The organism is Bacillus sp. Xin1, from assembly GCF_013314535.1.
Lineage (GTDB): Bacteria > Bacillota > Bacilli > Bacillales > Bacillaceae_G > Bacillus_A.
In genome coordinates this window covers 1-14222 of sequence record NZ_JABUAE010000020.1, presented here as the reverse complement: position 1 = coordinate 14222, position 14222 = coordinate 1, and the positions used below count along the sequence as shown (strand labels likewise).

Sequence of the window (14222 nt, the reverse complement as noted above, 5' to 3'; positions counted from 1 at the left end):
TTATTGTACTCCTTTATACTAAAAATAAAATTTATTCCGATGGGAAAGCAGAGAGGATTTTCCCATTTCCATCTATATACATGCTAATCCTTATACCATCTGAACCTATTCCTGAATATGTGTTACCAAATTTATAAGTTCTATTATTATATGCTTCATTTATATTATCTACAATCTTTTGTGGGCTCCAATCTTTAGGGGAAAATGTGGAGAATCCCCTATTTCCGGTTTTAGGGATTCCATTTACTTCTACTCTAGCTTTATAGATGCCTTGATCATTTGCTATCTCTTCTGTTCCGCTAATTATTTTTCCAGGTGTATTCTCCAATACTTTAGTATGATAACCCATTGCGTCACCACGCCAATTTATTTCACCCTCTAGGATATGTTTGAGTGTATTTGGCCTGAATTTTTCTGTATGTTGTAAATTAGATATAATTTCCCTATTAGAAAGTGGAGGTGTATGGTTTTCATCAACAGGATTACTCCCACCGGAATCACCTTCACCCCTAGCAAACTGATAAACTGAAGGGCTCCCAGCATCATGGCTGCACCCCTTTTTGAATATTAGTAATACTTACTTACAAATTAAAATCTTTAATTTTATTTAATTATAATTTATAAGTATACTTGATGTAATAATATTCATAATAGTGTCTATTCTATCACTAACATATGAAAAAAGGGGGGAATCATTTAATGGGTTATAATTTAGACGAAAATCTGAAAAGAAGTGCAAGTAATTTCCCAGGCAGTATCGCTTATATCTATAGAGATAAAAGTGTTACTTATAAGGAACTAAATCAGCAGGTAGAACGATTGGCTGCTGGTTTGTCTGCCAGGGGAATCGGGAAGGGAGATGGAGTGGCTCTTTTATTAGGAAATAGCCCTGAATTTCTCATTACGTACTACGGTATTTTACGACTAGGTGCATTTGCTGTTCCGATGAATCCTTTGTATACCAAAGAGGAAATCAACTACATTTTAGACAATAGCCAAGTTAAAGCGGTTATTGCTCACGTATCTGTAGAACCGAAGTTATCAGAAGTAAAGGAACAATTGAACAATCTAAAGCTAGTCATTTATACAGATGCCGAGGATCAGGAATGTAAATGGGAGCATCTGATGGAAACAAGCAATAATGATTGTCTAAGCCCTTTCATTGATCAAGAAGACCTTGCAGTCATTTTATACACATCCGGAACAACAGGGAAACCAAAGGGTGCGATGTTATCACATCGGAATTTGGCTTCGAATGCAGACGCCATTTCAGAATTAATTGAACTTCATAGTAAAGATTGTGTAGTTGCTGTTCTACCAATGTTTCATGTTTTCTGTATGACTATTTGTCTGAATGCACCAATTGCTTGCGGGGCAACTGTCCTGATCCTACCTAAATTCAGCCCTCTTGATGTGATCCGTACCATTCGAGAAAAAAAGGCAACAGTGTTTGCTGGAGTTCCTACGATGTATAATTTTATCTTACAATTGCCTGAATCCACTGCGGAAGATTTCTTATCCATTCGCTTGTGTATCTCAGGAGGTGCCTCGATTCCGGTCGAGCTGCTACCAAAATTTGAAAACAAGTATAATGTTTTTATCTTGGAAGGGTATGGCCTTTCGGAAACTGCTCCTCTTGTCGCTATTAATCCTTTAAAGGGAACCCGCAAACCAGGCTCTATCGGCCTAAGTATACCAGGCCTCAAGAGCAAAATTGTCAATGAGGACGGAAAAGAATTGCCCAGAGGAGAAATCGGAGAATTAGTAGTTCAAGGGCTAAATGTAATGAAGGGGTACTTGAGGATGCCGGAAGCTACATCAGCTGCCTTAATAGATGAATGGTTTTACACAGATGATCTAGCAACAATGGATGAAGAGGGATACATCTACATCGTTGATCGCAAGAAGGATATGATTCTTGTTGGTGGATACAATGTATATCCCCGTGAAGTGGAGGAAGTTCTGTATCAACATCCTGCTGTTGTAGAGGCGGCCGTAATCGGAGTTTCCGATGGAGAATACGGAGAAAACGTAAAAGCTTATGTCGTAGTCAATGATGAGCAGATCACCATGAATGACATTATTCGATTCTGTCAGGATAAGCTGGTAAAGTACAAGCTTCCTAGACAAGTGGAATTTTCTAAAGAGTTACCTAAGAACTCAACAGGAAAGATTTTGCGCAGAGAGTTAAGACAATTGATTGAAGTTAAGTAAGAAACTAACTAACCATATTATTGAAGGGGGATTATTTATGTCGTCCATTTTAAAGGAAAAAGTTCAAGGACCAGTAGCGTGGAAAGGTATTGATTTAGCTAAAGATGATTCATGGGTGTATTATTTGTCTGAGAAAACGATCGTATCTCTTGAAAGCGCTTTATTTCGTGTTAAACAAAAGGGTTTAAAAGCACCTAATTTTAACAAGGAAGACTTCCTGATTCCGGATCTCTCTGACGAAATTGCGTACTTTCTGGAAGAACTAGAGAATGGGAAGGGGTTCCTATTAATTCGTGGATTGCCAATGGAAAGGTATACGGATGAAGAAGCGAGCATCATTTATTGGGGTCTCGGACTTCACATGGGCATCCCCGTATCGCAAAACGCAAATGGTGACCTCTTAGGGCACGTCATTGATCAAGGTCTTAGCTTAGAAAATTCAAATGTACGTGGTTACCAAACGAAACTGCATCTTCCTTTTCACGCAGATGGGTCTGATGTCGTTGGATTATTAAGCCTTCGAAAAGGGAAAACTGGGGGTTTCAGTAGTATCATAAGTTCAATGGCTGTTTATAATGAAATTCTTGAGAAGTACCCAGAGTATCTGGGAATTCTCTGTCGTCCATTCAACTTTGATCGTCGTGGTGAGGAATCGCCAGGTGAATCGCCAGTATTTACATCACCAATTTTTAGTTACTATGATGGTAAATTGAGCTGCAGATATGTCCGTACATTTATAGAATCAGCACAAGCGAAAACAGGTATCCATTTGTCAAAAGTTGAAATTGAAGCGTTAGACATACTGGATTCCATCCTTCATGATGAAAATATGCATTATAATATGCTGTTGGAAGAAGGTGATATGCAATTCGTCAATAATTATACAGTTCTTCACTCACGTACTCAATACGAAGACTATAAAGAACCGGAACGCAAACGTCATTTATTAAGATTATGGCTCACGATGCCAAATGGCCGAGAAATTGCACCTGATTTCGCGATGTTTATTGATGAGAAAACAGGTAAAGCGGGTCGCGGCGGTATTCCCGTCCGTGGAAAAACATCTGGCGGTATTGTAGAAAACTTGAAGTAATTGGGTTTAAATCCGAAAGACATATCTATATAAACCGTTTCGTAAGAACAACAATTGATTCATGTAATGGGGGGGCACCTTTTCAGATATCAGGAAAAGGTTTTCCCTTGATGGTATAAATAAGGGGGAGTTATACGTTGAGCACTCCAAAGTATTCTTGGATTATATTATTATTTCTAGTTGCATCAGGTATGATTAACCAAGTTGATAAAATTATTATTGATTTGGTTTCCGTTCCCCTAATGAAAGAGTTACATTTAAGTCCTTCACAATGGGGATTGGTGGGAAGTTCCTTCTTTTGGTTCTTTACCTTTTCTTCTATCATTCTTGGTGGTATGGCCGATTCCAAAAATACGAAAAAAATGTTAACTTGGATGTCACTTACAAGGTGACCATAACTATGTTGATTGATTATTTGGTCAATGAATCTATTACTTCGTTTTTTGAAAGGGTTAGTTTGTGAGATTGGATGACGGTATATATTAATACAACTTATTTACAAATTAAAAATAACAATTTTATTTAATTTATAATTATAAGTATACTTAAAAAATAGATTCAGAATATTCAGTCATAATATCGGTGTAAACGTTATTAATGTTTTGGGAGGTAGTGAGAGGTTCGGGTCCAAGGGCGATAAAGATGCTTCGCTTTTCTTCATTGTTAACGCTAAAAAAATTCAGCCATCTTAAGTAAGAAAATAACCAACTTAATAAAGGAGGATTATTTATGTCGATCATTTTAAAGGAAAAAATTCAAGAGCGTTCAGCGTGGAAGGGTATTGAACTAGCTAAGGATGATTCATGGATTTATTATTTGTCCGAGAAAACGATTGCTGCACTTGAGAAGGCTGTATTACATGTTCAGCGTAAGGGATTAAAAGCCCCTGATTTTGGAAAAGAGGATTTCCCGATTTCGGATATTGCTGACGAAATCACTGACTTTGTTGATGAGTTGGAGAATGGTAGAGGGTTCCTATTGATTCGTGGATTGCCAATGGAACGTTATACTGATGAAGAAGCGAGCATCATTTACTGGGGTCTCGGACTTTACCTAGGTATTCCAATCATTCAAAGTAAAAAAGGTGACCTTTTAGGGCATATCAAAGACGTAGGTCTCGACTTAAAAAATACAAGTGTACGTGGATACCAAACGAATGTACACCTTCCTTATCACACAGACCTTGCTGATGTAGTTGGCTTACTATGCCTTCGCAAAGCAAAATCTGGTGGTTTAAGTAGTATCGCAAGTTCTATGGCTATTTATAATGAAATTCTTGAGAAGTACCCAGAGTATCTTGGAATTCTTTATCGTCCATTCTTCCATGATCTTCGCGGGGAAGAAGCATCAGGTTCATCTCCAGTAGTTTCATCACCAATCTTTAGTTATTACGAGGGTAAATTGAGCTGCAGATGGATACGGAATTATATCGAATCTGCACAAACGAAAACAGATGTTTCTTTGACGAAATTAGAAATCGAAGCATTTGATTTACTAGATTCCCTTACTCATGATAAGAACATGCATATTGATATGATGATGGAACCAGGTGATATGCAATTCGTTAATAATTACACAGTTATGCATTCACGCACAGTATTTGAAGATTATGAAGAAGATGACCGCAAACGTCATTTATTAAGATTGTGGCTTATGATGCCAAATGGTCGAAAAATTGCCCCAGATTTCGAGTTTTATATCGGAGGGGTACCTGTAAATAGATAAAGTGAAACTTCTATCAGTGGGGGCTTCATCCCCGCTGATGGAAAGATCGTGCAATCGGTCTCTTACCGCCAGTTAATGCGGGATATACAGCTGGTGATAAGTAAAATCATCATTTTTTTATATCAATCGGTATGGTGATTTTATTCATCGAAATAAGGTGAATAAAATCACCATTGTATGTTTTTTTATTATGAAGTTCACGTGAAGGTTTCAGGACAGGAATAAAGGTTTAGGAAATATCCGAGTTAGTTTTAAAATAAATTGAAGTGAGGATGATGTTTCATGGCAAATTTAGATCCGCAGGCAGAAAAATATTTACAAGCATTTAATCAGATGCCGCCTATTCATATGATGGATCCAAAGGCAGTAAGAGATATGCTCTCCAATGCACCGCGCCCTGCTGTAAAATTAGACCTGGTTTCAAAGGTAGAAAATTTAATGATACCGGTAAGTCAAGATGAAGAAATCAAATGTAGGGTATACATACCGGAGGGGCAAGGTCCCTTCCCAATATTTATTTATTACCATGGTGGAGGATGGGTTCTAGGAGATCTTGAAGCGATGGATGCAAGTTGCCGAATGATCGCAAATAGAACGGCTAGTATTGTCGTATCAATAAACTACCGTCTCGCTCCAGAGTATAAGTTCCCTACTCCAGTTGAAGACGCATATGCGGCATTGGAATGGGTTTATGAAGAAGGGGCCTCCTTTAACGGAGATGTTACTAGGTTGGCAGTCGGAGGAGATAGCGTAGGTGGAAATCTAGCGACAGTAGTTACTATGATGGCGAGAGACAGAAAGGGCCCTGACATCACTGCACAGGTCTTAATCTACCCTGCGACAAATCTTGAGTTTAATACGGAATCCCATCAAACATTTGCAAAAGGATTTGGGCTAGATCGCGAACAGCTGATTTGGTTCCGTGATCATTATTTAAGGAATGATGAGGACAGATATAATGAATACGCTTCTCCTTTAGTTGCTGAAGATTTAAGTGGTCTCCCGCCAGCAATCGTAATCACAGCAGAAAATGATGTGCTTCGGGATGAAGGAATGGCTTATGCCGAACGTCTGAGAAAATTTGGTGTGCAAGTTGAATATGCATGTGAACTCGGTATGATCCACGGCTTTTTTGCACACATAGCTATTTTCCCAAAGAACATTGAATCGACTGTTTCTAAGATTGACAAGCTCTTGAATACTGCTAAATATACAATAGGGATAGATTGAAATCAAAAAGTTCTAAAAAACGAGCCTCAACTTTTAGTGAGGCTCGTTTTTTAAATACACTATTATTGGTAATCTACGATACAGTTACAATATCAATCCTAGTTTTTTAGTAAAAAACGGTATCTCCAATTCCGCCGGTTACCGAAATGACATCACCAGTAATCGATGCCGCTAAAGGTGAAGCCAGGAAGGTAATGACATTAGCAATTTCTTCTACTGTAATCAATCGACCGAGTGCATTGAGTGCTGCCATCTGACGCACAGCCTCTTCGTTAGTGACTCGGTTTCTAAACATTTCCGTATCAACAATCCCTGGATAAACAGCATTGACGTTAATTCCGTGCTTTCCTAATTCTAATGATGCGGATTTTGTTAAATGGACAACAGATGCATTACGCGGACCGGAACTAAAATAATTGCCGCCAATTCTAGCAGCCAGACCACTTATATTTATAATACGTCCCCAATTATTTTCTATCATAAAAGGAGCTACAGCTCGGATACAACGAAAATAGCCCATATACTTTTCTTCAAAATCTTTCAAAATAAGTTCATCTGTAATACTATTAAAATCCTCTGGCTCAAAGCCGCCAACACGGGCTCCACTGTTGATTAAAATATCGATGCCACCCATTGCTGCTGCTGATTTTTCAACTAAATTTAGGATAGAGTCAGGATCAGTGGTATCTGCCACAATCGGATAGATATTTCTTTTTGTTTCTTGGGCTAATTCCTCTGCAGCAATTTTTAGCGAGGATTCGTTTCTCGAACAAATCGTACAATCTACACCTTCCAGGGCCAACTGGCGGGCAGTAGCTTTACCAATCCCGCGGCTTCCTCCAACAATAAGTGCTTTTTTTCCAGATAACTTTAAGTCCATAGTTCAACCTCCTGTTTTGATTTAACCGTAAAAGCCCAAACTTGAAAATCAATTTTTGGAATATTAAATCATTTCTATTTTTGATTCTACAGATAAATTATAATTAAATAAAATTAAAAATTTTAATTTGTAATTAAGTATTATTAATGTAAAACAAAAAAAGCTATTTTGTAAATAATGAAAATAGGACCGATACCTTAGTGAAATGTATCGGTCTTTTATTTTTCTTGTACGATCGAATAGGCTCTTCAAGAGGATGAACGTACTCCTATTATCGTTTATCCCTCTATTCGTGGCCACCTCAAGGTTGAGAGAAGCGAAGAAGATAGAGAAGAATAGTTACTCGTAAAAGCCCGATTGGTGAGAGTTTTCCATAAGTGGGGGATAAAGAAAACCCTAACTTTCACTTTATTGAGGGAAGGGAGATACATGACAAAATTTGAAGCACTGAATCTGCAGATTTACATATGGATACTCATGTCTAAAAGTGACTCTAACTTTTACTAGTAATTAAATATTAGTAATACTTACTTGTACATTAAAATTTTTAATTTTATTCAACTGAAAATTATGAATATAATGAATTAAATAACAATTAATGCAATCGTAACGGTTGTTATTTAAAGCGATTTCATATAGGGGAAGGAGGGGAAGGAGCACTTAAAAAGTTATAATTTATATGTGCAATTTGTTAATAATTATATCGTTCTTCATTCACGTACTGTATATGAAGATTATGAAGAACCGGAACGTAAACGTCATTTACTAAGATTGTGGCTTACGATTCCAAATGGCCGAGAAATTGCTCCTGATTTTGCGATGTTTAGTGATGAGAGGACAAGTAAAGCAGGTTACGGCGGTATTCCCATACGTGGAAAAACAGCTGGTGGTATTGTAGAAAACTTAAGGTAGGGGGGATTTTTATATTGAACACCCCAAAATATTCTTGGGTTATATTATTATTTCTAGTTGCTTCTGGTATGATCAACCAAGTTGATAAAATTATCATTGGTTTGGTTTCCGTTCCTGTAATGAAAGAGTTACATTTAAGTCCTTCACAATGGGGGTTAGTGGGAAGTTCCTTCTTTTGGTTCTTTACCTTTTCCTCTATCATTCTTGGCGGTATGGCCGATTCCAAAAACACGAAAAAAATGTTAACTTGGATGTCGCTGGTATGGTTGATTGTTCAATTTGTTACACCTTTTGTTTCTAGTCTGTCTCTGCTAGTGCTTACAAGGATGCTCTTGGGAGCAGGCGAAGGCGCAGCTCCTGCTCTATCAACGGTTATAGTGGGGAAATGGTTCCCAAAACATAGACATGGTATAGGATTTGGCGCTGTTCTCTGTGGAGCAACAATTGGGCCTGCAATTGCTTCACCATTATTAATCTCCTTAATCAATCAATATGGATGGAAATCTGCTTTTATAGTCATGGGGATTGTTGGAATGATTGTATTAGTTTTATGGGGCATTTTCGGTAAAGAAAGTCCACAAGAAATCGGGTTGCCTTCTTTTCATCAAGAGGATCAGCATTTATCAACCCTCTCCAAGGTTTCTTGGCGTCAGTTTCTTCCTCAGCTTTTATCTAAAAATTTTGTTTTTATCAGTTTGTGTGGAGGGTGTGCCTATTGGTTATTGTCTGTTCAAGCGATATGGTTTCCGGCATACTTCACCAAAGTTCAACATTTTGATAATCAAACATTAAAACTAGCCGTGTCGTTACCTTTTCTTTTCGCTGCCATTAGCCAGATTGGATTTTCAATGCTATCAGACCGGATTTATCGTAAAACTGGGGATATTCGTAAAGCACGAATAAATCTTGCCGGTTCCATGATGGTGCTATCTGCTCTTTGTGTATATCTAGCGAATGCTGTAAATTCAACTGCTGTGTCCATCCTGTTCTTCACCCTTGCTCCAGGTTTCGCATATGTCATTCTTTCACTCGCACCCGCAATATTAATGGATTTTTTTTCTCCCAAAAACATCGGAAAAGCACAAGGGACTTACGTTGCTCTTGCAAGCTCAACAAGTATTATTGCTCCGCTCGTATTTGGGTATTTCATCCAGTATGCAGCGACTGAGGCAATGGGATATCGTTATGGATTTCAAGTAACTGCTTTGGGTATGTTCGTTATCGGATTATTGTTTTTGATTGTTGTACGTCCCGCGAAGCAAAGTCACACAACAATACAAGCAGAGGAGCAAGTAAGTATTTAAAAATTAATGATGGATCGAGGAGGGAAAGAAAGGAGTAAATATGAAAAGGAGGTTGCATAAATGGATCGTTGTGTACATTGTCATGAAGAATTAGCCATTATGGAGCGCAATCGCAGTGAGTGCTGGAATTGTCAAGAGAAGATGTCCGAGACTTACTCTGATGATTATATTGAAATAGAAGATGAAGTAAAATAGGTTGCATGACAGAATTTGGAGCTTCGCAGGTAGGAAAAAAGCAGGGTATCCTCTGATTGAACCAACTCCAAAGAAATATTTAAGTGCTAATGAATCACCAAATCAATTGGAATGATATTACCATTGATGACAGGGGAATAATTTTTCATTACGAAATCAGGAGCAAATGTAATAATCGAACTCTCAATGATAACTTGGAAAACTCCGTCCATATGTATGGTAATTGTTCAATATTGATATTGTACTCCTTTTTGAATATTAATAATATTTATTTACACATTAAAATCTTTAATTTTATTTAATTATAACTTATGAGTATAATCAATAACATAATACATTTTAAAAATTTTGAATATTCTAAATTCAAAGGAGGGTCTAGAATGTCATCGAAACAATTGTTTGATTTAAGAGGGCAAACAGCGATGGTTACCGGAGGTGGTAGCGGGTTAGGGCGTGTAATGGCACTGGCGTTGGCTGAGGCTGGTGCAAATGTGGTAGTTTGCTCACGTCGTATAGAAGTTTGCGAAGAAGTTGTGAAAGAAATCGAGGCGTTAGGAGGACAAGCACTTGCTTTAGCATTGGATGTAACAGTTCCTGAATCTATCGCTCAAGGTGTGGAGATAGCAGTTTCTCATTATGAAAAAATCGAAATTTTAGTCAACAGTAGCGGAACGGTTTTTGAAACGCCTGCTACGGACATGCCTTTAACACAATGGCAAACTATGCTCGATACAAATGTGACAGGAACATTTTTAATGTGTCAGGCTGTAGGAAGACATATGATAGACAACGAATACGGAAAAATCATTAACATTTCTTCTTCAATCGGCTTTAAAGGTACTGACCCAGAAGCTGTAGATTCTGTAGGATATACAACAAGTAAGGGTGCAGTTATGACTTTAACGAAGGATCTTGCAGTTAAGTGGGGTCGCCATGGAGTACATGTGAATTCCATTGCTCCTGGAGTTTTCACTACTGGAATGAATAACCCAGAAATACCGGGAACACTTGTGCATAAGGCCGGCCCGATTATCGCCTCCCAAGTTCCAGTAAGGAGGTTAGGTGAAGACAAAGATTTAGTAGGAGCAGTCCTTTATTTTGCTTCAGCAGCTTCTGATTATTGTACAGGACAAATATTGACTCTTGATGGGGGACTTGGCGCTAAGTAAATTCCACCCAAATAATTAAACTTAATTCGTGAATATATCAAATTGATGGTGTAAATTAATATAACTTAATTATAAGTTATAAATAATAATTTTACTTAATCTTTAATTATGAATATGCTGAAAATAATAAATTTTCAATAGTTAATCCTTTGACTAGTGTAAGCGTTATCAATATGCGGATTTCAAAAAAATGAAAGAGGGGATATAAGTGAGCAACGTAAAAAGTGTAAAAGAGGTAGTGGCATTTCATGCCAATAATATTTGTCCAGATGATTTACCTTGGATTCCTTATTTTGGAGATGCGAAGTTTAAATTGCTTAAGGCAAATCCGGTGACAGGACAGACGGTTACGCTATTAAAAGTTCCTGCGGCTATGCAACTTCCTGCTCATTTTCATCCTGGTACGGTTATTGTTTATACCGTCCAAGGTACTTGGAGATATCTCGAGGATCCTTGGGTCTCCAAAGCTGGTGATGTTGTTTATGAGCCAGCTGGCTCCTCACATACACCTCAAGCTGTAGGAGATGAAGAGGTTATTACGCTTAATATTGTTGAAGGAACATTAGATTATTTAGGTGAGAATGGAGAAATTATTGCCAGAGATAATTGGCAGTCATTCCTGAAAAAATACCATGACCATTGCGCAGCTGAAGGAATTGAACCTGTCGATGTGACTAAATTCTAAAAGATAGATTCGTAAAAAAGAGAAGATCGACGTTCACATGCGGCGAAGATGCTTCTCTTTTTTCTTTCTTAACTCTTAATAATTTTGGATTTTAGATGATGAATATATTTGTTGGCAAAAGTGGATAAATGTTTATTCTCTGATTGAACCATCCCTAAAGAAATATTTACAGTCCTATGATTCATCAAATCAACCGGAACGATATCACCATTGATGACAGGGGAATAATTTTTCATTACGAAATCAGGGGCAAATGTAATAGCTAAACTTTCGATGATGGCTTGGAGAACTCCATCCATATTGTTTGATGTAAATAGGATTTTTAAGGGTTTATATTTGTTAAAGAAATCTTGAACAAAATACTGCATAAATTCACCTTTATATGTAACGAGAGTTTGATCAAGTATATCATGAGGAGTTATGGCACCAAGAACTGCTAAGGGAGAATGCTTAGAAACATATACTTTCTGTTTCCCTTCAAATAGTGTTTCAAAAACTATTCCTTCCATGTTTACATTTAAATCGGCCGAATACGTAATCAGTCCGATGTCGGTCTTATGCTGTCGAATATCTTCAATCACAGCAGGCCCACTTTTTTCGGTAACCTCCACATTTACATGTGGATATTCATGTCTAAAAGTAGCGATAGCTTTTACTAGAAACGTCGTCAATCCGGGTAAAGAAGATAATCTTAGTTCCCCCACATCCACGGAATTGAATGAGTTGGCTGTCTCTTTTATTTCTTCAATTTTTTTCAGTACTCCGTAGGCAAGTTTTAGAATGATTCTACCTTCATCGGTTGGTACAGCACCGTGTCCCCGTGAGCGATTAAGAATCTTAATCCCTAACTCCTTTTCTAAGCTGGTAATGGATTGGCTAATCGTGGATTGGGTCACATGAAGATTTTGTGCTGCTATAGTCAGAGAACTGTGTTTTGAAACCTCAATAATATATACTAATTGCTCAATGTTCATGACGGTCCCCCTTTTTGAATATTAGTAATACTTACTTACACATTAAAATCTTTAATTTTATTTAATTATAATTTATGAGTATAATCAAAAACAATAAGAATATTCATAAGTTTAGGAATATTCAAAATACTGGAGGTGTCTAGAATGTCATCTAAACAATTGTTTGGTTTAACAGGACAGACAGAAATAGTTAATGAAGATGGTAGCAGGTTAACGGAGATTAAAAGCGCTTACGTTGGTAAAGGAAGATGCAAACGTTGTAGTATGTTCGCGTCGTATAGAGGCTTACGAGAAAGTTGTGAAAGAGATCTGAGTATTAGGGAAACGAGCACTTGTCCTGGCACTGGATGTAACAGATCCTGAATCTGTTGTTCAAGGTATGGATAAAGCAATTTCTCATTTCTCAACCGGATAAATAATACATGGGGAGGAGACGGATGACAACAGAAACTGTTTTAATTACAGGTGCTACAAAAGGAATTGGTTTGGAATTCGCTAAAATTTTCGCAGGTCATAGCTATAACTTGGTGTTAGTCGCCAGAGACGCAACGTTGTTGGAGCGACAAGCCGAGAATTTAAAAAAGGATTATGGCATGCAAGTGAATACTTTTGCCGGTGATTTAGGTAACTATACAACGGTAGAGAGCTTGCATCGCCACTTGAAAACCGAGGGAATTGACATCGATATATTGATAAATAATGCCGGAGCTGGCGGGTTTGGATTCATGACGGAAGTGGATATTCAGAAGGAAATGGAATATCTGCAGCTCAATATGATCTCGCTTACGTATTTAACCAGACTTTTTGCGGATGACATGGTGAAACGAAAGCAAGGAAAAATTTTAGACGTGGCTTCACTAGCGGCCTTTCAACCAGTTCCACGAATGTCGATGTATGGAGCGAGCAAATCGTACGTCTTATCCTTTTCGGAAGCGATTGCTGAAGAACTGAAAGGAACCGGGGTTCAAGTTTCTGTATTATGTCCCAGCTTTACCAGAACACCGCTCACGCAGCAATTCGCCGGAGCAGGCACGAAAGTGTTCAATCAGAACATGTTGGATCCACAAACGGTTGCCAAGTGCGGCTTTGAAGGATTAATGAAGAATAAAAGGGTAATTATCCCTGGCTTTAAAAATAAACTCATGGCTAAATCTGTGGGATTGCTGCCAAGGAAATGGGTAACCATCTATACCAGAAAACTTCTCGAGCAAAAAGTGTAAATAAACATAAAGGTACATTTTACACTATGAAACATCACTTTTATAAAACCTTGATAAAACAACGTTTTTGTGACAATTCGAAAGGGAGTACGTACTATATTACGGCTAGTGATGCGTATGTGAATGTTCGTTAATTTAACGAAAAAAGACCGCCTTTTACGGGCGGTCGATTTTTCTTATTAAGTGTTTTTTAATGCATGTTTTAGCGTTTTAACTGTTTGTTCAAGCCATTCTAATGGTGTTATTTCTAATCCTTTAAAATATATTCCATCTGCAGAAAACTGTATGTACTCATTTTTTTCTTCATCACTATAATCACTTTGAATAAATTCAGCTAGAAAAATAATAGTGTCTTGTAAATATTCCGTACTTTCTTCTTCAAGTAACTCTTGGAGTGCTTCTTCGTAAAATGTATCTTGATGAAATGTTGCTGCTAAGAACTGATAAACCGGATTTTCTGGATTTTTTTAAAATAGCATATATTTTTTTCCCCTCTATTAGTCAACTGGATAACTTGTTGAAATGAAATTTCCATTACCATCTTTTCTGCAAAGGAAGAGTTGCAAAAGAGCATTCAATTAAAAAAATTTTTTAATTTAAATCAACAAAAGAGACCTCAAA

Annotated in this window: 14 protein-coding genes and 2 pseudogenes; 12 read left to right on the top strand and 4 right to left on the bottom strand. The window is 37.5% G+C overall.

Annotated features, from left to right (window positions below):
* Positions 1 to 31 precede the first annotated feature (31 nt).
* Positions 32 to 529 (bottom strand): annotated as a pseudogene (locus tag HRG09_RS17095) (EndoU domain-containing protein); the annotation flags it as partial.
* Between the two features lie 170 nt (positions 530 to 699).
* Here HRG09_RS17095 and HRG09_RS17090 point away from each other — a divergent pair.
* The 5 genes from HRG09_RS17090 to HRG09_RS17070 all read left to right on the top strand — a co-directional run bounded on the left by HRG09_RS17090 (position 700) and on the right by HRG09_RS17070 (position 6262).
* The gene (locus HRG09_RS17090; protein ID WP_174102101.1) at positions 700 to 2214 is read left to right on the top strand and encodes a long-chain-fatty-acid--CoA ligase; all 1515 of its coding nucleotides are present in this window, start codon (positions 700 to 702) and stop codon (positions 2212 to 2214) included.
* A gap of 37 nt (positions 2215 to 2251) precedes the next feature.
* Positions 2252 to 3307 (top strand): TauD/TfdA family dioxygenase, encoded by a 1056-nt coding sequence (locus tag HRG09_RS17085; protein WP_174102100.1) that lies wholly within the window; start codon positions 2252 to 2254, stop codon positions 3305 to 3307.
* A gap of 137 nt (positions 3308 to 3444) precedes the next feature.
* Complete coding sequence (locus HRG09_RS17080; protein ID WP_254610112.1) at positions 3445 to 3699, top strand: MFS transporter; 255 nt, start codon at positions 3445 to 3447, stop codon at positions 3697 to 3699.
* A gap of 337 nt (positions 3700 to 4036) precedes the next feature.
* Positions 4037 to 5032: a TauD/TfdA family dioxygenase gene (locus HRG09_RS17075; RefSeq protein ID WP_174102099.1), complete on the top strand. Its 996-nt coding sequence runs from the start codon at positions 4037 to 4039 to the stop codon at positions 5030 to 5032.
* Between the two features lie 333 nt (positions 5033 to 5365).
* Positions 5366 to 6262 carry an alpha/beta hydrolase gene (locus HRG09_RS17070; RefSeq protein ID WP_254610111.1) on the top strand — a complete coding sequence of 299 codons (897 nt, stop codon included), beginning with the start codon at positions 5366 to 5368 and terminating at the stop codon, positions 6260 to 6262.
* 106 nt (positions 6263 to 6368) lie between these two features.
* Here the strand turns inward: HRG09_RS17070 and HRG09_RS17065 are convergent, their stop codons facing one another.
* The gene (locus HRG09_RS17065) at positions 6369 to 7142 is read right to left on the bottom strand and encodes an SDR family NAD(P)-dependent oxidoreductase (protein ID WP_174102097.1); all 774 of its coding nucleotides are present in this window, start codon (positions 7140 to 7142) and stop codon (positions 6369 to 6371) included.
* Positions 7143 to 7823: 681 nt separating this feature from the next.
* On the opposite strand from HRG09_RS17065, the gene HRG09_RS17060 reads away from it, so the two are divergent.
* The 5 genes from HRG09_RS17060 to HRG09_RS17045 all read left to right on the top strand — a co-directional run bounded on the left by HRG09_RS17060 (position 7824) and on the right by HRG09_RS17045 (position 11407).
* Positions 7824 to 8054 (top strand): hypothetical protein, encoded by a 231-nt coding sequence (locus tag HRG09_RS17060; RefSeq protein ID WP_254610110.1) that lies wholly within the window; start codon positions 7824 to 7826, stop codon positions 8052 to 8054.
* Between the two features lie 14 nt (positions 8055 to 8068).
* A complete protein-coding gene (locus HRG09_RS17055) occupies positions 8069 to 9358 on the top strand; it encodes an MFS transporter (protein ID WP_174102096.1) in 1290 nt (429 codons plus the stop codon).
* Between the two features lie 60 nt (positions 9359 to 9418).
* Entirely contained in the window at positions 9419 to 9553 is a 135-nt protein-coding gene (locus HRG09_RS29390) for a hypothetical protein (protein ID WP_262386334.1), read from the top strand.
* A 380-nt stretch (positions 9554 to 9933) separates the two neighbouring features.
* Positions 9934 to 10722 (top strand): SDR family NAD(P)-dependent oxidoreductase, encoded by a 789-nt coding sequence (locus HRG09_RS17050; RefSeq protein ID WP_174102095.1) that lies wholly within the window; start codon positions 9934 to 9936, stop codon positions 10720 to 10722.
* A gap of 208 nt (positions 10723 to 10930) precedes the next feature.
* Positions 10931 to 11407 (top strand): 2,4'-dihydroxyacetophenone dioxygenase family protein, encoded by a 477-nt coding sequence (locus tag HRG09_RS17045; protein WP_098523652.1) that lies wholly within the window; start codon positions 10931 to 10933, stop codon positions 11405 to 11407.
* A gap of 68 nt (positions 11408 to 11475) precedes the next feature.
* Here HRG09_RS17045 and HRG09_RS17040 read toward each other — a convergent pair whose 3' ends face one another.
* Positions 11476 to 12381, bottom strand: a complete 906-nt coding sequence (locus HRG09_RS17040; protein ID WP_174102094.1) for a LysR family transcriptional regulator — start codon at positions 12379 to 12381, stop codon at positions 11476 to 11478.
* A gap of 144 nt (positions 12382 to 12525) precedes the next feature.
* On the opposite strand from HRG09_RS17040, the gene HRG09_RS17035 reads away from it, so the two are divergent.
* Positions 12526 to 12744: a hypothetical protein gene (locus HRG09_RS17035; protein WP_174102093.1), complete on the top strand. Its 219-nt coding sequence runs from the start codon at positions 12526 to 12528 to the stop codon at positions 12742 to 12744.
* Positions 12745 to 12818: 74 nt separating this feature from the next.
* Positions 12819 to 13601 (top strand): SDR family NAD(P)-dependent oxidoreductase, encoded by a 783-nt coding sequence (locus tag HRG09_RS17030; RefSeq protein ID WP_174102092.1) that lies wholly within the window; start codon positions 12819 to 12821, stop codon positions 13599 to 13601.
* 179 nt (positions 13602 to 13780) lie between these two features.
* On the opposite strand, the pseudogene HRG09_RS29010 reads toward HRG09_RS17030, so the two are convergent.
* A pseudogene (locus HRG09_RS29010) lies at positions 13781 to 14068 on the bottom strand (contact-dependent growth inhibition system immunity protein); the annotation flags it as partial.
* Between the last annotated feature and the right edge of the window lie 154 nt (positions 14069 to 14222).